Raw genomic sequence first — 20,901 nt, 5'->3', positions numbered from 1 at the left:
TTTATCTCTTCATCTTATATTGCATGTGGAAATATAGTCCTCCACTAAACATAACTCTTAGCTGGAATCTTATAGTATTTTCTCCTTGTTTTAAATAACGCTTTATATCAATCGGTAAATTTTTAGCGTGTAATGCTTGATTTTGGTCCTGTCCATTGTTACAGTACCTTGTCTCATCTAGAGAATCAACGTTAGTAGGGAGGCTAAGTAACTTTATGTCGTTGACATATATTAATATGCAATCATCATACCATAAATCTTTTATTTTAAAATACTCAATATCGTCTATTATTGCATCTAAAGTTACTTTGAATTCTACAGTATGCAATGTTGTATTGTTCAGGTGATCTGCTGCATTTATACGTGCTCCATCATCTGGAAATACCATAGTGTTCATATATGGTACCGGTTTCTTGTTTAAGATATAGTCACCTATTTTAGTTACCGGATTATAAAGGGTCTCAGGTAATTGGTCTGATGGAAAGTCGTTATAACTAACTTTTATAGGTAATCCTTTAGATTTTCTACAGCCGACATTTTTGCCTAAAGGTTCAAACTCGACAACCTTTCTATCAAAATATGATAAACAATGGCGTTTTAAAGGTTTATTAGGATCAATAGGTATCCAATTCGTCGGGCATTTTCCTGTTGCAAGTTCTCCTATATCGCTTTCAGGCCATTCTGCATTACCGTGATTGTTACCGGAAGGAGCTTCCTCTGTGCTAGGAATTTTAGCACAAGTAGGTACTAATATAGGAACACAAAGATTTAGCTCTTGCCAAGTTTTATCTCTTACATCCTCAGTCTCAGCTTTATATGTCGGCTCAGGAGGAGTATTGTTATCTCCTTTTGTATATGTCACTGTATAATATTTTGAAGGATCTACCGGTACTAATATTGGTCCTATGCTAGGTTTCGGCTCGATTCTATCTGTATAATTCCTACTTAAAACACATACTGGAGTATTAGCCTTATCGTTATTGGTATAGCATTTACTCGGAATCTTATTTATATTGCAAGTATAAATTGTAATACCTCTTCCTGGACCTGACACTGTTTCTTCTAGAGTACAGCGTGTTAGATCTGTATCTTTTTTACATAAGCCAAGATTTGGATACTTAACGTTATATTTATTTTTAAAATCTTTACAATTTATAGTGTCGTTGTTGTTGAGTTTAGCAAGTACACAATTTATCGAATCATTATTGTAACCGGGCATAGGTGATCCATCAGGTAAAGTAGGACGCAGCATAGGGTTACAATGTTGGAAATTTTTTGGCATCAAGCAGGCATGTGTTCCACCTTGGATATATTTACCGTTTATATACTCTAAATATTTTAAATATACCGCACTTGAGTTAGGATTTCCATTACTATCATAAGGTGCTTTATCGTCTTTATATTTACCGTAAATAGTCAACTGATTTAGAGCATTCTCTTCTGAAAACGGCATAGCAATATATTGATCTTTCTTTGGATCTTTAGGTATAAACACAACGGAAGAACTATACTTATAACCAGCAAGCATTACTATGCTTTCTGTGTCAGTGGGGTTGGGAGGTGGAGGTCCGGCGTATGCTAACGGCGTTACAAGAGTGCTTGTTTCATCTATGATATTGTCGCCTTCTCTGACTTGTACTGACGCAATGAATTGCGGTTTATAATAAGCATCGTTGGGATTGCTATTATTAGTACAGGTAATTCCGGCATATTGCTTTGCACATTCATAAGCAGCTAAGCTGTAAGAATGATTTACTCTTGGTACGCAATCTATTAAATTACCAGACTCAAATAAGCAAATATTATTAGGATTTTGCTTATCGTCTTCGGTATTACTAATAGAGACATAAAGCTTTCTATCTTTACCGTTATTGTCTTTTAAGGTGACATCTGTCTTTATAGGCATTAAGCTAGTTGTATCTTGCTTTTGTACCTTAGGAAATTTTACGCTTACATCCTTAAATTCGCCAATATTAACTCCCCACACTTTTTGACAAGTAGTTGAATTAGAACTTGGACAGTCTGGTATATCGCTTATGTAGTAATCGCTGGGTGTTTCTATATTTCCAATTTTCTGCGAATATACTATTCTAAATCCCTCATTACAACCGTTAGCCGTAACACTACATGGCGTAGAAATTTCTGTATTAATACATGGAGTGTTGCCTGAAGTATTTTTACACGATTTAATTAAATCTTTAAAAGCCGTATTAGTATGAGTAATTTTTGCTGAAGAAAAATCTATATTACGTGGTTCTACACAAGTTTTGAGGTCAGAGCGAGAACTCTTGCAAAGCGGGACAAGATTGCTAAAGCTAACACGTATGGTATTATTAACAATATTGTTTTTAACATTAATATTAGATGGCACTACACAAGCCGGACTAGTAGAAGATTGGTCAAACTTGCCGCTTGCATCTTTTATGCTACATACATTATTAGCGCTTGCATTAATGCTAATATAATCTAAATTTGGACAATATGGCGGTGGAAAAGGCCCTAAAGGTAATTGTACACAACCAAAAGAATAGCTATCTACAGAACCGTTTAATGACCCAAGTGTTTCAATAATTTTTATTATTAAAGTAGGAAAAAAATTAAAAAGCTCTCCTATTGCATTAAGTATTGATTGAAGTACTTTTATAAACTCTGAATTTTGATTTATCATACCAAGAAGCTGCCCTAATAAACTTGGCAAACTGGCTCCTTTTACCGTTTCAACTAAAAATTTTAATACTTTTGCAATAGGGCTAAGTTCATTAGTCTGATGAAGAGGTTGACGATTAGGATTCCAGTCCATCGGATCAAGATGTACACCGGAATCTGAAATAAGATTAACAAGTCCAGGATCGCTATAAGCACAAAGTTTAGGAGGTTTTAAAGTAATGATTTTTCCGTCTACACCGATTATCTTATTATCAGTTTCTGTATAACCGACTTTATTGAGATGTACCCCATCAGTATAACCTGGATCTGCAGGGGAAGGCGGGGCATTTATCCCGGAAGGTGGAGGCATATCCGGTACGGCAATTCTAGCACAGACTCTAGTTAGAGGTAGACCGTAACCTGTAGGCCATAATACACATTCTCCATCCCAATTTAAAGTAGAGTTTTGATGCCAACAAGCTGCGGCATTACAGCTTTGAATTCTAATACGAATTTTAGGAGTAAAGTAACTACTATCAGGGGCTTCTTCCGCACATCTATTGAGTAAAAAACCAATAAATGTACCTGGGTAATCAAATTTTAATAAACAAGTATCATTATCGCGACCGTCGCTTTTATTCCAAGGAGGACATAATGTGTTTGGTTTAAAAGGCCCTCTTAGCTTTGCATTGATGCCTCCATCCCTATTCCAAATTTCCGTTCTCTCACTTTGACCGCAATTACATGGATCGCCAAGACAAGTGACTATATCATCCCAAATAGATGCATATACATTAAATGAGAAAAATGAAAATAAGAAAAATAGTAAATATTTTTTTAACACTTTGAGTATTCTTTATGCTCGTTGTTTTTATAGTTCATAATAAATTATTGTCATCCCACGATTTTGTAGCGGGCTCCAGTCCTTTTTAATTTTTTTGGATCCCATAATAAATCACGGGATGACAGAGTGAAATATTAGTCCGTATTTAACTCATTATATAGGTAATTAACCCAATTATCTGGAGGACCTTGGTGTTGTTCAAGTATTTTTTTATAAATATCCATTTCCTCCTGTCTGCTTGATAAAATACGGACAGCTCCTATTAAAGCGGCAATACTTAATTCAGAAGCTATCGATGTATTATCTTTACTAATTAAGAACATTCTTGCAGAAAGTATTAGCTGTGATAATTTTCGTATTTCTGGCTTGCTTAAACCTAAAATTTTATCTAAATCTTCTATTTTAACGTCAGACGGTAGAATAATTTTAGTATTAATTAAATCAAGCCAAGGTTTTATAGTATATTTTGGATATGACTTAAGATAAATAAAATTGAAATTACTGACGAAAATACCGTTATTTTGAGACAAATTATTATAGATTAAATTTATATTATCATAATAAACCTCAGGTCTGTAAAGTTTATCAAAATTATCGGCAGCAAATATTTTAGGTTTTGTGCCAACTAGACTTAAATGATAAGTAAAAGCATAAATTACTGCTGCACTAATACTTTGGTGTTTCTTTAAATTATTATTGAATTGTTCTAAAAATTTTCTCTCTGTTGGGTAAAATTGTTTAGAAAACGGCTCATCAGAAAGTTTATATAAATTAAACCCTATAACTTTCCCTTCTTCAATATTAAGAGACGATCCGTCAAATAATCCGGAATATAATTGTTCTTCGGTAAAAACTTTAAGTTTATCAAGTATTTGTATTCCTCCTTCCTCCTTAAAATCTTCTAATTTTAAAATATCGGAAAAAATACGTTTTTCTTTTTCAATTGATAAAATTTTATTTTTTAATTTCTCTAGAAAGGATATCTCTATTTCGCTAAGAGGTGAAATATAATGACCACTGATTAATTTTAAAAATTCTAAAATGAATGCTTGTGATTTTTCTGTATCATCTACTAAAAATGGATTGATAATTTGTTTGTCCGGTTCTGACCATTTGCCTTCTATTGCCTCGATAAAAATTTTAGAATCATTATTATTAGAGATATAAATTATTGTTGGATCGTATTTAGTCGATTCTGATATTAAAAAGTTCAATAATACGGTCTTGCCGGTTTTTTCCGTACCAAAGATGCAAGTATTACCTTTATTCGTTTTATCATGAAAATTCATGAAATATGGAGTACCTTTCTCGGTTCGCAGTAAAGTTATAGCCTTACCCCAAGGATTATATTGATTACCGAGTGTAGTATTATGAAGAGCGGTAAGAGAAGCAATATGCTCTACGGATAATGGCGACATTCTACGTATAAAGGCAAAGTTAGCAGGTAATTGCGACCAAAATATTTGCTCAATATTAAGATCTTCTTTTACATGAATAATACCAAGTTTAAAAAGTTCGGTTGATGCTTTAGCTACGGCTGCATCTAGTTTATTTTCATCTTCTTCTATAACGGCAATTGAAATTTGCTGATTACAAAATTGAAAATCTAAATTAGCTGCATCAAGCTTATTAATCCCTTTGTGATTAAGTAAAGTTGAGTCGTTAGTAATTTTTAGAATATAATCTTGACCATGCAATTTGGATATTACTTGTTTTTTGTTAACAAAGTAAAATATTTCAGTTATTATTAATTCAATCGGTAACTGTAAAAATTTATCCAGTGTACTAGAAGGAGTTTCATGATATTCTTTTATAGATAGTAAAGAAGCAAATTTATTATTTTTCTTATGATCCGTAACTACCATTTTATCGCCGCTAATTGTATAAATACTTCTACCTAGTGCATCAGATAAATCTATGATAGGTACCAAACAATCATTATTATTAAGGTTAGCTATTCGATTATATAAGAATAAAGGACTAGAAAAAACATTATCATTTTCAAATATTATACCGAGTTTTTCAGCACTGAATTCGTTTAAATCATTTAAAATATTATTAGTGATATTGTCTAATTTTTGAAAAGCTAAATCTAAGTAGTTATTTTCAAAATCAGTAATTAATTTATTAGATAAAGAATTTATTAAAGAGTTAAAATTTACGATGTTAACTTTAGCAGAATCATGTACTATAGATATATATAAAGTATTAACGAATTTATCATTCCAATGGTTTTTTCTTTGCCATAGGCTATGAATATTTGCCGGTAGTAATTTTTTGTAAGGAGTTAAATCGTCTAAGTTTTGTTTTTCTCGTATTGTATGTAGCCAAAAAGCAAAATCATAATTGGTTATATTCTTTTTTATAGAAACTCTAACCATTTCACGTAAATTTTGTATGTTATCGCTTATTTTCTCTGAGTTAATGCCGTGTACTTTGATAATTTGTAGTAATTTACCGTCTTTGGTAAGTAAAGTATTTTCATTATAATGACATGCTATAGGTATAAAACTAGGAGCATTATAATTATATATATCTTTGTCAAATTTTCGTAAACCACTAAACACAAATAACCTGAATTTAAATTATTGTTTTGTATACTCGTTCAACTTGAAAAATTGGCTACGTCGTTTGTGTAAGTCCTTGGATGCTCACGTATTAAGTAGACGCTCTGCCCCTCGGCTTACAGACTCCTTGCTCTTTTTCAAGTTGAACTTCGTATAACAACTCTTCATTTCACAGGAGTATATACTAATAAATTTTGCCTGTGTGGATGCTAGAATCGTCATTGCGAGCAGCCGTAGGCCTCTACTCGATGTTATTCCCGCGAAAGCGGGAATAACATGGAGAGCCATGCAACAAAGCCAATTTAATAACAACTAGAAACTGTACCTTAATTATTTATTAGTTGATAAACAATTATTCACTATAGGCAGTGATTTTTTGTAATCCTCCCATGTAATTTATCAAGACATCCGGTATAGTTATTGATCCATCTTCATTCTGATAATTTTCAAGTATTGCGACCATAGTTCTTCCGATAGGTAATCCTGAAGCATTTAAAGTATGAACTAAGGTAGTTTCGTTACTGCCGAATTCTTTATATCTTGCTTTCATTCTACGTGCTTGAAAATCTCCACAATTAGAACAGCTAGCAATTTCGCGATATTGCTTTTGTCCTGGAAGCCATACTTCTATATCATAGGTTTTTTTTGCTGCAAATCCCATATCTCCGGTGCAAAGTAACATAACACGATAAGGAAGATTCAGTTTTTGTAAAATAGTCTCTGATGCATTAGTTATATATTCATGCTCATTTTTTGATTCTTCAGGGGTAGTAATAGATACTAACTCAACTTTACCGAACTGATGTAACCTAATCATACCTCTTGTATCTCTACCGCTACTACCTGCTTCTGATCTAAAGCACGTGGTGTAAGCAACATAACGTATCGGTAATTTTTCTCTTGGTATAATAGTATCGGCGACCATATTTACTAAAGATACTTCTGCGGTTGGAATTAGTCTGTAACCATTGGCTGTTGCAAAAGACTCTTTGGTAAATTTAGGTAGTTGTCCTGCATTATACATAGCATTATCTCGAACTAATACCGGAGGTGATATCTCAAAGAAATCCAACTTTTTAGTATGAACATCAATCATAAAATTAATTAAAGCACGTTCTAGCTTTGCTAAATCACCTTTTAACGTTACAAATCTAGTTCCAGAAATTTTAGCAGTTTGTTCAAAATCCATTAAATTTAATTTTATACCTAGTTCAAAATGCTGTTTATTCAAAGCATTTGGATTTATCTTTCCGTAAGTACGAACTAATTTATTCATACTTTCATCCATTCCGTAAGGTACTTCTTCATCCGGAATATTAGGCAACATATTTAATAGTTCATTTAATTCGTTATTATTATTTAAATCCTGTTCAAGTGCTTCCAACTTCTCATTTATATGTTTGACATCTCTTTGTAACCCTTCAAACTCTTCGCCGCTTTTAGAGGCCATATTACCTAAAATCTTTGATTTTACCTTACGTGCATGCTGAAATTCTTGAATTAAACTCGTAATTTTTCTTTTCTCTCCGTCGAGCATAGCAATTTTACTAGACATAGGTTCAATAAATCTTTGGCTAAGCTTTTGATCAAACAATTCTTGATTTTCTCTAATCCACTTGATATTTAACATTTAGTGTCCTCGGTTTTTCTATAAAATTACATATCATTATTGAAGTTTCATATAATAAAAGTAGTGGTATTGCAAGAGCAAACTGGCTGAAAATGTCAGGAGGTGTTAATATTCCTGCAATAATAAAGTTAATTACCACGGCAATGCGTCTTTTTTGCTTAAGTGTTTGTACCTTAACTATTTTTAGTATATTTAATATCATTATCACAATTGGTAGTTGAAAAGCGACTCCAAAAGCAATAATTAAATGAATAACTAAATTTAGATACTCACTAATTCTTGCTTCCAAAACTATCGGTACTATCATATCACGTTTTTCAAAACTAAGAAAAAAATTCCAAGCTTTCGGCATTACAAAGTAAAAAACAAAAATACTACCGCACCAAAATAAAATAGGCGACATAAAAAGAATAAAAGCGATAATTTTTTTTTCATGGCGGTGTAACCCGGGACTGATAAATAAATAACACTCCAAAGCAATTATAGGTATAATAATAGTAAAAGCAGTAAAAGCTGCAAGTTTAATATAGGTAAAAAATGCTTCTGTAAGCCCTGTATAAATTATATTTCGTGCCGTATCACCGCTTAGCTTAGCAAGCGGTTTTAATAAAACATTATAAATAGTGTCGCTAAAATAATAGCAAATAGCAAATATAATTATAAAAGCAGTAAATATTCTAAGAAGCCTTATTTTTAATTCTAGTAAATGTTCTTGAAAACTATATAGCTTCATAAAAATTCTAACTCTTCATTTCGCAAAAATATATATATCAATATTATAAACCTTTTTTAATAATTGTCATATCTTTTTAGAAATATTCACAAAGCCTAGTTTCTTTCTATATATTTTATAAAATATCGGGATAAATAACATGCTAAACAGAGTATTACCTAAAAAGAATACAGGCCAAGTAAGATATTTTGCACAAATACCGCCAAGGCTAGCTAGAATAATACGGCTAAGAGAGCTAAAAGATGCAATAATAGAATATTGTGTGGCAACAAATTCACTATTGCAAAGGCTAGCAAAATAGATAGAGATAATAGTTCCTGCAAAGCCTGCACAAAAGTTTTGTACTGTAACAGTTATTATAAATGTCTTTATATCATAGCCGATACTAGCAAGAATCATAAACATCAGAGGTGACAATAATTGAATAACTCCACCAATTAAGACACTATGAAATATACCCATTTTTGCAGCCATAACACCGCTTAAAGCTCCTCCGATGATCATGATTAGTAACCCGTAAGCTTTGTAAATAACGGCAATTTCATGAGTAGTAAAACTTAAATCTAGCAATAAAGGCGAACTCATAGCCATAGGTATAGAATCCGCAGCTTTATATAAAAAGATAAACAATATAATTAGCAGTAAATATTGTTGTTCATTTTTTAAGGAGATAATACTTTTTTTAATAACTTCAAAATATTGTTGTAATCCTATTAAATTAGTAGTTGTATGGTGTATTTCTTTTGATTGTGGTTCTTTGATACATAAAATTACTATAGGTCCAATTAGAGTAATTAATAGAGCAAATTTATATACTGTATTCCAGCCGAGAATAATTGATAAATATAAAGTACCGACGCTGCCAAGTAACATACCTAAACGAAACCCTATGCTACTAAAGGTAAAAGCCATTGAAAGCTCTTCTTTAGATGTAGGTCTCTCAATTCTATATGCATCAAGTACAATATCTTGTGTAGAACTGCAGAATGAAATAATAAATAAGATAATTGCAGTAATATATAAGTTATTACAAGGGCTTATATTTAAGAACCCTGTCATCACTAGGATTAAAAATATTTGTGATACCAATGCCCAACCACGCCTGTGACCGAATTTAGAACATAAAAAAGGTATAGAGTATTTATCTATAAAAGGTGACCATATGACCTTTAAGCAATACGGGAAGGCAGCTAGTGATATCGAACCTATTATATCAGTGGTGTATTTTGCTTCGGATAGTTGATATGGAACTGTAAAAAAAATTAAATTGAACGTAAGACCGGAAATTAAGCCTAAAAGTAAAATACCGATTAAATATGTATGATTATTTATGTCATTCTTGCATGAATTGATCTTCAACATCATTGTGAGGAAAAACTGTAAGTTTCGACGAAGCAATCCAGTAAAAAATTCTGATTTACAGAATATTCTATTATTATTTCTGGATTGCCACCACGCTCCTTGCAGTTGTGGATTTGTTGTATGGCTTACTTCCACCTCTGTCATTCTACAAGTTTGTAGTAGGCCCCAGTTAAAAATACTAATATTGTTAGTCTTTTTAGTTGTTTTCTGGATACCGTAGTCAAGCCAAGGTATAACACCGAACACGTTTTTTAAGCCATACAACAACGCTTTCAGTCGTTCGCAATGACGATAAGGTACACACGCAATAATGCCTCGCAGGAATGACATAAAGGAATGATTAAACATTTTGTACACGCAATCTAATAGCTTTAAATAGTTACTTAATATTTCATTTTTAGGGAGTAAGGAGCGACTTTGGAAAATATTTTACCGACTACCGGTATTTTAGTTACAATAGTGCTGATTAAGAAAAAGGAAGGAATAACATTTCCTTTAACCATAATTAATTGCTGCTTGGTATCAATATTACCTGTCATAGTAAAATCAAAGAACGGTCCATGTGCTTCCGTATCAAAAATTGTAATTATATTTCCTCTATAATTAAATTTACCGCTTATATCTTCAAATAAAATATTTTTATTATTAGTTACTGAACTAAGAAAACCCGGCAACGAAACAAAGGAAACAAGCCGTGTTAAAAAAGGAGTATCAACTACCGTAAAATGTTTTATAGAAAATTTGCCGTCTAATATTGGCACTATCCCACCTTTTTTTACTTCATATCTTTTTGTATTTAAGTTGATGTTAATCTGACCGTTTTGCATAGTGGTATACATTCCGAGTCCCTTAAGCAATGCTCCAGCATTATCGGATTCAATTAACCATTGTTCAAAAGTTTCCTTAGCAGTAAGCGACATCTTAACTGTTTTATTATCAATATTAGCATTTAGAAAGCCGGAGAAACACCGCACTTTATCACATTTAATTGCTAAATCAAGATTACCTAGAATTATATTATTCTTTAAAAGTATTTTTGATATATTAGTTTTTAAATTAATATTACGTGTAGAATCTCCCGCTTTTTCTAAAAACTGCATCATATTAGCATTTGATAAATCTAATACGCTCCCATAAAGTGCCGTATTAAGATTATGGTTATCTATGATTATTTGTCCTTTTAAATCCGTATGATTATATTTAACAGAGGCTAGATTAATATTATAAATATTTTTCTTAATTAAGGCATTACCGTTAATTTTTAGATTATCCTGCCCTGAAAGGTTAAATTCAATATTTCTATCGAAATTTTTATCATTTAATTTAGTATATAAATATAAATTGGCTTTTTTATATAATTTTTTATGAATAGATACTTTATCTATATAAAATTCTAAATTATTAAGATTAGAATTAACGGTAATAAAACTCTCATTATTATGCTGTTTTTTATACTCAAAATTTAAAACAGTGCTGCCTGAAATTAACTTAAATACTCCAAATCTTTGATTATTTACCGCAATATTGCTTTTTATTTTAAGTAAACACTCATTATTTTTATCCGATATATCATGATCATAAGTAAAGCTGCTTGCATAATTATTAATGTTACCTTTACCGTTAATATTTAGTTTATTATCTTTAAAACTACCTTTGGCTTCACCGTTTTGTAATAGGATATTATTGTCTAAGGTGTTAAAAGAGATATTTGTTAATGTCGACAAAACATTATAGCTATTAGGGATATTGGGGCTAATAGGAATTATTAGCTCTATTATTGAATTTGCTGTTCCTTTGATTTTTTTAAGATCAATATTTTGAGCTTTAATATTTTGATATGTATCATTTGGAACAAAGGCAATTAAGTCATTAATTTCACCTTTAGCAGTAGCATTAAAAACAAATTGTGATTTATCCAGTCCTTCCCATTTGAAAGTCATAATACCGTCTGAAATGACACTTTTACCGCTATATGCTTCATTAATTAGAAATTTTATTTCCGGTCCTGAAATGATTATATTAATGTCAACTTTAGTCAAAGGCGGTAAATCTGTATGATATTTATATTCAAAATTCGAGATATGTAAATTTGCTTTTAAATTATCTTCTACTAAAATATTTTTTTTTAAAAAATTTTTATCTAATTTAATATTTAATTCTCCGTTTTGGATGTAACCTTGTTTTATATGTTCTCGTAAATATGAGATTATAGGATTATCCGGAATAATTTTTTCGACTGTTTGATAAATTATTAAAGGTATATTTGTAGCAACTGCACTTGCATCGATATTTTTATCGGTTATTATACCGCTTAGTGATAAAAAAGCTTTGTCCCCAAAGGTGAGTTTGCAATTAACGGTCTTTGGATTATCTTTAGAATAGGTGGCTTTATGTGAGCATAAGGCATTTCCTAGAGGTAAGTCTACTCCTTGCTCATCAGTTAAGATATCACTTTTTATTGAAGTTAGTCGTATGTCGGTTAGGGAATCTTTTTTAATTATATTTAATGAATAATCACCGGTCGTTGAAGTATTTATAATTTCTTCATCGTTATTTGAAATTACGGAAATTTTATCGATATTAAAATTAGCCTCTATTAACGAATTAGAGAAGAAATTTTTGAAATTAAAGAAAAGATTAAAATTGTTAATTTCTCCTCTAGCATTATCTATAAGACTTAAGGAAATTTTATCTATGGATAATCGGTTTTCTTTAAATTCTAAATTATGTAGTACAGCCTTTATATCATTTTTACTTAAATAAAATTCAATTATTTTTTTCAAAGGTTCATTTAAGTGTCCTTTATTTGCACTATAAACAGTTAGAGTTATAGTCAAAGATAATGAAATCAGAATTATAACAATACTAATAAAGGTTTTTTTAATAAAATTCATTTGAGTTTGTAAATCTATTGAAATATGATAAAAGCTTTATATTCTTGGATAGAACTGCAAACATTAGCTACGTCATCCTACAAGTACTCCGGTACTCACGTATTAAGTATACGCTCCGTTCCTCGTCTTGTGGACTCCTTGTACTTTTTGAAATTGAGCTTCGTCTATACTACTATTTATTTGAGGTATACACTTGGAATATAACGTATAATTTAAAAATTTAATATAAAAATCACAAAAAATTATGAATATTACATTTATCGGTAGCGGATATGTGGGATTAGTCTCAGGTATTATTATGGGCTATTTAGGTCATAATGTTACTTGTCTTGATAATGATGAGGTTAAAATATCCAAATTAAATAAGCAAATATTACCGATTTATGAAGCTAAACTTGATGAGTATCTTAAGCAAGCTTTAGAATCTGATAGGTTAAAATTTACAAATATTTATAATAATGAACTTCAAAATGCTGATGCAATATTTATTACGGTCGGTACACCTTCAAAATGGTTGGGAGAAGCGGATTTAAAATATGTTTATGATGCTATTGATAAAGTTTTCGAGCATATAAATAAAGATTGTTTAATAGTCATAAAATCTACCGTTCCGCCAGGTAGTTGCAGTAATATTATAGCTTATTTAAAATCAAGAGGCTTTTCATTTAATGTTGCTTCTAATCCTGAGTTTTTAAGAGAGGGAAGTGCGGTGGAAGATTTTTTATATCCTGATCGTATAGTTATCGGTGTAAATAATAAAGAATCAGAGGAAATATTGCGAAAAATTTATGCACCTTTACAAGGTGCAAAGTTTGTAGTTACCGATTTAGTGACGAGTGAACTTATTAAATATGCTTCAAACAGTTTCTTAGCTACCAAAATTGCTTTTATTAATGAGATGGCTGATTTATGTGAAAAAATCGGCGGTAATATTAAAGATTTATCTAAAGGTGTAGGACTTGACCAAAGAATCGGTCAAAATTTTTTAAATGCAGGACCTGGTTTTGGCGGTTCGTGCTTTCCAAAAGATATTCTAGCATTAAATAATCTTGTAGAAAATCATCATATAGATTGTAGGATTCTTAAGGCAGTAATTAAAAGTAATAAGCAGCGTCCAAGTAATATGGTAGATAAAATAGCTACTTTGTTAGACGGAGATTTAAAAGGTAAAAATATAGCAATTTTAGGCTTAACATATAAAGCAGGAACAGATGATGTGAGAGCAAGCCCTGCCATCGCAATTGTAAAGATCTTATTAAATAAAGATGTATATGTTAAAGCATTTGATCCTATCGGTCTTGAAAATGCTAAAAAGAATTTGGAACATAAAAATTTGCTATATTTAGATTCAGCAGTTGAAGCCTGTAAATCAGTAGATATTATAGTTATTGCAACTGAATGGTCAGAATTTAAAGAACTTAATTGGCAAGAAATTTATAATTTAGTAAAATCACCGATAATCATTGATCTTAGAAATATACTAGATAATGAAGCAATGAAAAAAATCGGTTTTAGATATTATGCAGTTGGAAGTAAAATTTAGTCTTGTCGTTAAGGCTTCCGATGTTATTCCCGCGTATGCGGGAATAACATAAAAAGAGTCATACAGTAATACAATAAACTTTAACATTAATTTAAAATGCAACCTGAATTTATTCATTTAAGAACTCAAAGCTCTTATTCTTTTCTAGAAAGTGCATTAACGGTTGAGAAGGTAGTAGAACTTGCTTCATCAAATAAAATGCCTGCTATTTGTTTGGCAGATAAGGGAAATTTATTCGGCTCATTAGAGTTTGCATTATATGCAGTAAAAAAAGGACTGCAGCCGATACATGGAATTATTCTAAATATAAAATACGATATAGATGTTTTTGCTCAAATCTTGCTTATAGCTAAAGATGAAACGGGCTATAAAAATTTACTCAAACTATCAAGCCTTACTTTTACTAAAAATGATCGTAAGATATGCGATCACATTGATTTTGAAGATTTAATCGAATATCAAGAAGGATTAATAGGATTATGTTGTTATACCGACGGTATTGTCGGGAAATACTTGCTAGCTCGCAATGAGGAGCAAGCGATGTTGTTTGCACGTAAATTACAGGAAATTTTAGGAGATCGTTTTTACTTTGAGATTATGAGACATGAGCTACCGGAAGAACAGTTTATTGAGGATAGTTATATTAGAATTGCTGCTGAGCTTGCTATTCCGCTTGTTGCTACTAATAAAGTTTTGTTTAGTGAGAAAAGCATGCATGATGCACATGATGTATTGTTATGTATATCAGCTGGTGTTACTAAAGAATATCTGGATCGAAAAACAGTTAGCGAAAATTGTTATTTTAGGTCATCGCATGAGATGATAGAGCTTTTTTCCGATTTACCTAGTGCCATCCAAAATACCGTGAATTTAAGGGAGCGTTGTTATTTTGCCGCACATGCAAACCCGCCGATGCTGCCTAATTTTGCCACCAAGGATATTAGTGAAACGGATTTAATTAGAAAAGATGCAAAAGAAGGTTTGCTTGCAAGGCTTGCTACAAAGTTTAAATCTGAAAATATTTCGTTAGAGAATCAAGAAGAAGTAAAAACCGAATATTTTGCTCGTCTTAATTATGAGCTGGATATTATCTGTAATATGAATTTTGCCGGTTATTTTTTGATTGTATCTGATTTTATTAAATGGAGTAAAAAAGAGGGTATTTTAGTCGGACCGGGTAGAGGATCGGGAGCAGGTTCGGTTGTTGCTTGGAGCTTGCTTATTACTGATCTCGATCCGATTAAATTTGGCTTATTATTTGAAAGATTTTTAAATCCTGAACGTATTTCAATGCCTGATTTTGATATTGATTTTTGTCAGGAAAGGCGTGAGGAAGTAATTAATTACGTACGTTCCAAATACGGTAATAATAGAGTAGGACAGATTATAACTTTTGGTAAGATGCAGGCAAAGGCTGTAATTAAGGATGTTGCTCGTGTGCTTAGCTTACCTTATAAATTCGCTGATTATCTAACGGAGCTTGTCCCTTTTAGTGCAATTAATCCAGTTAGCTTAGAACAGGCAATGCGTGAAGTCCCGGAGCTTGCAAATGCCGCTAAAGGTAATGGGCTGTATAATTTAGATGGTGAAGCGGAGTTAATTAAGCTAGTGCTTGATACTTCGTTAATTCTTGAGGGGCTGCATAGGCATTCCTCAACTCATGCTGCAGGAATCGTAATAGCAGGTACTGATTTAGTCGATATAGTACCGGTATATAAAGATGCTAACTCTGATATGCTGGTAGTCGGTTATTCTATGAAATATGCTGAGATTGCCGGTTTAATTAAATTTGATTTTTTAGGGCTACAAACCCTAACGGTTATTACCGATTGTAAGAAACTGCTTAAAGAGCAAGGGATAGAAGTAGATTTTAACAATATGACGTTTGATGATAATAAGACTTATCAAATGTTGTGTAAAGGTAAAGGAGTCGGTGTTTTCCAATTTGAAAGTATCGGGATGAAAGATGCACTTAGACGCCTTAAACCTGATTCTATACATGATTTGATAGCGCTTGGTGCGTTATACCGTCCTGGTCCTATGGAAAATATTCCTACCTATATAGCTTGTAAGCATAAATTACAACAGCCTGATTATTTACATGAGTTATTGAAGCCAATCTTAGAAGAAACTTACGGCGTGGTGATATATCAGGAGCAGGTACAAAGAATTGCTCAGGTTCTTGCAGGTTATACGCTAGGAGCTGCCGATTTACTTCGTAGAGCCATGGGTAAGAAGATAAAAAAAGAAATGGAGGAGCAGGAAGAAATTTTTGTTAAAGGAGCAGTTGCTAATAATATTTCGGAATCTCAAGCTAAATCCATTTTTGCAACCGTGGCTAAATTTGCTGGATACGGTTTTAATAAGGCACATGCTGCGTCTTACGGTGTTATTTCATACCAAACTGCATATCTTAAAGCTAATTATCCTGCTGAATTTTTAGTAGCATGCTTAAATCTTGAATTAAATAATCACGATAAAATTAATTTATTTTTACAAGAAGCAAAAGATAACGGCATAAAAATTACTGCACCTAATATTAATATTTCTGAAGGGTATTTTAGTGTAAAGTTTTCGGACACTGTCATCCCGTATAGCGTAAAGTCTGTCATCCCGCGACTTGATCGCGGTATCCAGGAAATTTCAAAAGATACTGTGGTCAAGCCACGTTATAACATCGCGGGTGCAATAATCTTCGCTTTAGGTGCTATTAAGGGAGTCACGCCGAATTTCGGTAAGTTAGTAACGGATGAGCGAAAAGCAAGAGGGGTGTTTAAATCAATTACTGATTTTATTGAAAGATTACCCCCCAAATCTATTAACAGTAAATTATTGGAAAATTTAATCAAGTCAGGCTGTTTTGATGAGCTGCATGATAATCGATTGCAATTATTGTCAAGCATTCCAAAATTGCTTTCTTATTCAACTTTATATCACGAAGAGCAGGAATCTAATCAATTGAGCTTAATTAAAGTTTCTAGTTTAAGTCCAACTATTTTAGTATTAAGCGATTATGCCGATAAAAATACTTTAGCCTTTTATGAATTTGAGGCTATGGGTTTATTTATCTCTAATCATCCTCTTACGGAATATCAAGAAATATTTAGTCGTTTAAATATTTTAAATACTGCGGATTTGCATAATAACTTACCTGATGGTACTAACCGAGTAAATCTTGCCGGTGTAATACAAAAAAAGGATTCTCGTATGTCGGCAAGAGGTAGGTTTGTGACGCTCGTGCTTTCCGATCCTGAGAATATCTTTGAACTTAGTATTTTTAGTGAGGAAGTTTTAAAAGATTATGTACATTTACTTGATGTTAAAAGTTTGGTAGTTGTTAATTGTGACATAGTTAAAGATAAGGGAGGAATAAAACTAACGGCAAAAAGCTTTTCATCAATTGAGGATGCAATTAATAATAAACGATTTGAACTACAGTTTTATCCACAAAATCATGAAGAATTACGGCAGATAGTCACCTTGCTTGCAGCTCGTATAAATAATGAAAATCAGAGTAATGCTAAAGCTACAATCTATTTACAAAGCGCAGATGTAAAGAATTTTGTAGCAAAAATTACATTACCTGAAAAATTTTTGCTCCAAGGGCAAGATTTTGAGATTTTAAAAGGATATAGTAAATAGCGTAGTTGTTTGCTTGGTTCGGTTTTCCGCTGTCATTCCTGCAAGGCATTGTTGTGTGGATACCAGGTCGTCATTGTGAGCAGCCATAGGCTGCGTGGCAATCTCATGAAATAATAACAAACTCCTGAGATTGCGGACGTACAATTACTTCGTAATTTCCCTTGCAATGACGAAAAAACCAAGTCATGCAACAAAGCCAATGCCTTGCAGGAATGACATCGAAACCTTGAGTCAACTTTTTATAGGCAATACCTGAATTGATGGTAAAATGAATCTATAATTGAGTAATATTCTTTGATGTTTTTTTACTGTGTTGGAAAATATCTATAGCCAGGCGGTTTGCTATTTTCGCTTGTATTTGTGCTTTGATAAGTATATTTACATCTTTATCATTTAAGCATTTTGCTGATAGCTCTTTAATGATTTGTTCTTTGTTAGATTTATATAATCTATAATTTTCTAAAACTTTTTTTGAGGGAGCGATTTCATGATCTTCAAAACAAGTTTGGATATGGTTTATAACAGGCTTTAAAAGATCCTTGGTAATAGGTAAATCAGGGGAAACACAGTAGATAAAAAATCTGCTAGATCAATCTTGATATACTTTAAATTAGATTCTTCAGCAACTTTATTAAATAACTTTTCTTTTGTGCTTGGTGTATGCCCTTCATTATAAAAAAAAGTATCAAAATAATTAGTAGCTGAATTGGCAATATCTTTTTGAAATTGATTTTGATAAGTTGTATTTGAGATACTTTGTTCTTTTATTAAAGGTATATTTAAGATATTTGCTAAATTTTTTTGTTCACTTAAGTTTGATATTATTTGTGATACTTAATTTTGTATAATAAAATCATATATTTCACGAAATTCTGAATCCGGTACATTGTCGCTTAAAGCTTCTCCTATTGACCTGCTATTATAATTCCCTAAAGTTTGTCCGGTAACTGTTCTTCTTGAATCAGCTATTGGATTAATAAATTGCTCTGATTTGAATCTTCGTTATTATAAGCTTTTATTGCTTCTATTTTATTTATAGATAATATAGAAAATATAATATCTTTTATTTCTTTATCTGTTTGATTTTTGAGTGCATATTTAATTGAACTAAATTTTGCTTTACTTCTTGCTTCTATTGTTTCATTTATTTTAGATAATTGATCTTTTGGTGTTTGATTTAGCTTTGAATTATCTGCTCTTACCCCAGCACCGGCATTATATATATACGATAATTTTTTCCGTTTTCTTTAGAAGATTTTATAACATTTGCATGTAATCGTATATTAGTAGGAGCATTAGAATATGATAAATATACTTCTCCGGTTTTTTGTAGTTTATCATATATTTCATCTGTAGTTTTTTCTAAAAAATTTTTTAACTATTCTGCTAGTGGTAATTCAGTTGAGCTAGTTAAATTACGTACTAAAAGGGATTGCTTATAAAGCTCATCTAAACCATCCATAAAATGGTCCAATTTTTTACCTGTATTTTCGTCAGGATTTAAAGCTTTATACGCTAGCCGTTATAAAATGAGCTGAGCCTAAATTATAATCTTTTGTGGATTTATCATAGGTATGGGCCTCGTCAAGCATTTCGCAGTACTGAGTTGCTTTTACTTCATACTCATATTTCCGTATGTTATTTAAGGCTTGAGTGATATTTTCATAATGCTCTTTCAGTTTATTTTGGTTATTCTCTTTTGGAGCAGTATTTGTAAGTTGATTATCATTATTTATATTCTCAGCCATATTTTTAACTAATTAGTTAAACAGGGATAAAAATAATCATGTATTACGAATAAATAAATGTCAATAATTACTCACCTCAATATATCTACTTTATCTAATTGTTCCCATGTAAAATTTTTGTCTTCTCGGCCGAAATGATCGTAAGAAGCCGTTTTTGATAATATGGAGTGCGAAGCTTAAGATGTTTAATAATTCTTCTTAGACGCATATCAAAATGCTGTGTTATGAGCTTAGTAATTTGTTTGTTGCTTAATTTGCTAGTACCGCAAGTTTTAGCATAAACAGATACGGAAACAGCTACGCCTATTGCGTAGGATATTTGTATTTCACAGCGATCGGCAAGTCTTGCTCCTACTATATTCTTAGCAATATAGCGTGCCATGTAAGCAGCCGATCTATCTATTTTTGTTGGATCTTGCCCAGAAAAGCAACTGCCGCGCCGTGTCTTGCCATTTCTCCATAGCTGTTCACGATAATGTCCCTACTGGTTAAGCCGCAATCTGCAATGGGACCGTCTATAACAAACCGACCTGTCGGATTAATTAGGTATTTAGTGTCTTTATGAAATAAATTGTTTGGTAATACCTGTTTAATAATTTCTTCCATTACTGTCAATAAAGTCTTTTTGTTGTATTGCCGGATGATGCTGAGTTGATCAAACTACTGCATCAATGGCAATTGGTTTGTTATTTTCATATCGTAACGTGACTTGAGATTTTGCATCGGGTCTAAGCCAAGACATTTTGTTTACGTAAATATGCTTGCCTTTTCATTAATAAATGAGCGTAGTAAATCGGTACGGGCATAAAACTATCTGTTTCATTACAGGCATAATCGAAAACCATACCTTAGTCTTCTGCACCTATTTCATTGTCATTTGCATTGTCAACACTCATAGCTATATCGGGTGATTGTTTAATGATAGCTGAAATTACGGTACGACAGCTACCGCCAAATCCATAATTTGGATTATTATAGCCGATTTCTTGTATCTTGCTACGTACTATTTGCTCAATATCCACATAGATAGGTACTAGTAGTAATTTCGCCGTTCACTAGAACTAGACCGGTTGTTACAAATGTTTCACAGGCAACACGACTGTTAGGGTCTTGTTTTAGAATCTCATTAAGTACCGTACCTGAAATTTGATCGGCAATTTTGTCTAGATGCCCTTCAGAAACTGACTTAGACGTGAATATAAAATTTTTCATGCATTACGCTCCTTTTAAAATTCTTCAAATGTTATATTAATATATGATTTTTATGTCATTATAGCAAAAGTGGGAATGAC

9 protein-coding genes and 3 pseudogenes are annotated in these 20,901 nt (G+C 31.9%); 2 read left to right on the top strand and 10 right to left on the bottom strand.

Annotated elements, in window-relative coordinates; genetic code table 11:
* Nucleotide 1: 1 nt before the first annotated feature.
* The 7 genes and pseudogenes from QUD19_RS01420 to QUD19_RS01390 all read right to left on the bottom strand — a co-directional run bounded on the left by QUD19_RS01420 (nt 2) and on the right by QUD19_RS01390 (nt 12,676).
* Nucleotides 2-3,490, bottom strand: a complete 3,489-nt coding sequence (locus QUD19_RS01420; RefSeq protein ID WP_498808310.1) for a hypothetical protein — start codon at nt 3,488-3,490, stop codon at nt 2-4.
* Nucleotides 3,491-3,624: 134 nt separating this feature from the next.
* Entirely contained in the window at nt 3,625-6,057 is a 2,433-nt protein-coding gene (locus tag QUD19_RS01415) for a VirB4 family type IV secretion/conjugal transfer ATPase (protein ID WP_498808309.1), read from the bottom strand.
* Nucleotides 6,058-6,095: 38 nt separating this feature from the next.
* A pseudogene (locus QUD19_RS01410) lies at nt 6,096-6,198 on the bottom strand (palindromic element RPE5 domain-containing protein).
* A gap of 211 nt (nt 6,199-6,409) precedes the next feature.
* Complete coding sequence (gene serS / locus QUD19_RS01405; RefSeq protein WP_498808308.1) at nt 6,410-7,687, bottom strand: serine--tRNA ligase; 1,278 nt, start codon at nt 7,685-7,687, stop codon at nt 6,410-6,412.
* Nucleotides 7,665-8,420: a twin-arginine translocase subunit TatC gene (tatC, locus tag QUD19_RS01400; RefSeq protein ID WP_498808307.1), complete on the bottom strand. Its 756-nt coding sequence runs from the start codon at nt 8,418-8,420 to the stop codon at nt 7,665-7,667. The genes serS and tatC overlap by 23 nt, the downstream gene beginning before the upstream one ends.
* Nucleotides 8,421-8,486: 66 nt before the next feature.
* Nucleotides 8,487-10,139, bottom strand: coding sequence for an MFS transporter (locus QUD19_RS01395; RefSeq protein WP_498808306.1), 1,653 nt, complete (start codon nt 10,137-10,139; stop codon nt 8,487-8,489).
* 26 nt (nt 10,140-10,165) lie between these two features.
* Nucleotides 10,166-12,676: a transporter AmpG 3 gene (locus tag QUD19_RS01390; protein ID WP_498808305.1), complete on the bottom strand. Its 2,511-nt coding sequence runs from the start codon at nt 12,674-12,676 to the stop codon at nt 10,166-10,168.
* 244 nt (nt 12,677-12,920) lie between these two features.
* Here QUD19_RS01390 and QUD19_RS01385 point away from each other — a divergent pair, with 244 nt between their 5' ends.
* Together QUD19_RS01385 and dnaE are read left to right on the top strand one after the other, a co-directional pair.
* Nucleotides 12,921-14,219, top strand: coding sequence for a UDP-glucose dehydrogenase family protein (locus tag QUD19_RS01385; RefSeq protein ID WP_498808304.1), 1,299 nt, complete (start codon nt 12,921-12,923; stop codon nt 14,217-14,219).
* A 96-nt stretch (nt 14,220-14,315) separates the two neighbouring features.
* A complete protein-coding gene (gene dnaE / locus QUD19_RS01380) occupies nt 14,316-17,861 on the top strand; it encodes a DNA polymerase III subunit alpha (protein WP_498808303.1) in 3,546 nt (1,181 codons plus the stop codon).
* Between the two features lie 1,198 nt (nt 17,862-19,059).
* Here the strand turns inward: dnaE and QUD19_RS01375 are convergent.
* From QUD19_RS01375 to metK, 3 genes and pseudogenes are all read right to left on the bottom strand, one after another.
* Nucleotides 19,060-19,323: pseudogene (locus QUD19_RS01375) on the bottom strand (hypothetical protein).
* Nucleotides 19,324-19,369: 46 nt separating this feature from the next.
* On the bottom strand, nt 19,370-19,609 hold the full coding sequence (locus QUD19_RS01370; RefSeq protein ID WP_498808302.1) for a hypothetical protein: 240 nt from the start codon (nt 19,607-19,609) through the stop codon (nt 19,370-19,372).
* 71 nt (nt 19,610-19,680) lie between these two features.
* Nucleotides 19,681-20,821, bottom strand: a pseudogene (gene metK / locus QUD19_RS01365) (methionine adenosyltransferase).
* Nucleotides 20,822-20,901: the final 80 nt, after the last annotated feature.

It is taken from the genome of Candidatus Rickettsia kotlanii (genome assembly GCA_030295365.1).
GTDB lineage: Bacteria > Pseudomonadota > Alphaproteobacteria > Rickettsiales > Rickettsiaceae > Rickettsia > Rickettsia kotlanii.
This window is presented reverse-complemented; position numbering and strand designations above follow the sequence as displayed.

Coding starts and splice junctions, on each gene's coding strand:
- serS (WP_498808308.1), bottom strand. CDS start 7,687: ATGTTAAATATCAAGTGGATTAGAGAAAATCAAGAATTGTTTGATCAA.
- tatC (WP_498808307.1), bottom strand. CDS start 8,420: ATGAAGCTATATAGTTTTCAAGAACATTTACTAGAATTAAAAATAAGG.
- QUD19_RS01390 (WP_498808305.1), bottom strand. CDS start 12,676: ATGAATTTTATTAAAAAAACCTTTATTAGTATTGTTATAATTCTGATT.
- QUD19_RS01385 (WP_498808304.1), top strand. CDS start 12,921: ATGAATATTACATTTATCGGTAGCGGATATGTGGGATTAGTCTCAGGT.
- dnaE (WP_498808303.1), top strand. CDS start 14,316: ATGCAACCTGAATTTATTCATTTAAGAACTCAAAGCTCTTATTCTTTT.
- QUD19_RS01370 (WP_498808302.1), bottom strand. CDS start 19,609: ATGGCTGAGAATATAAATAATGATAATCAACTTACAAATACTGCTCCA.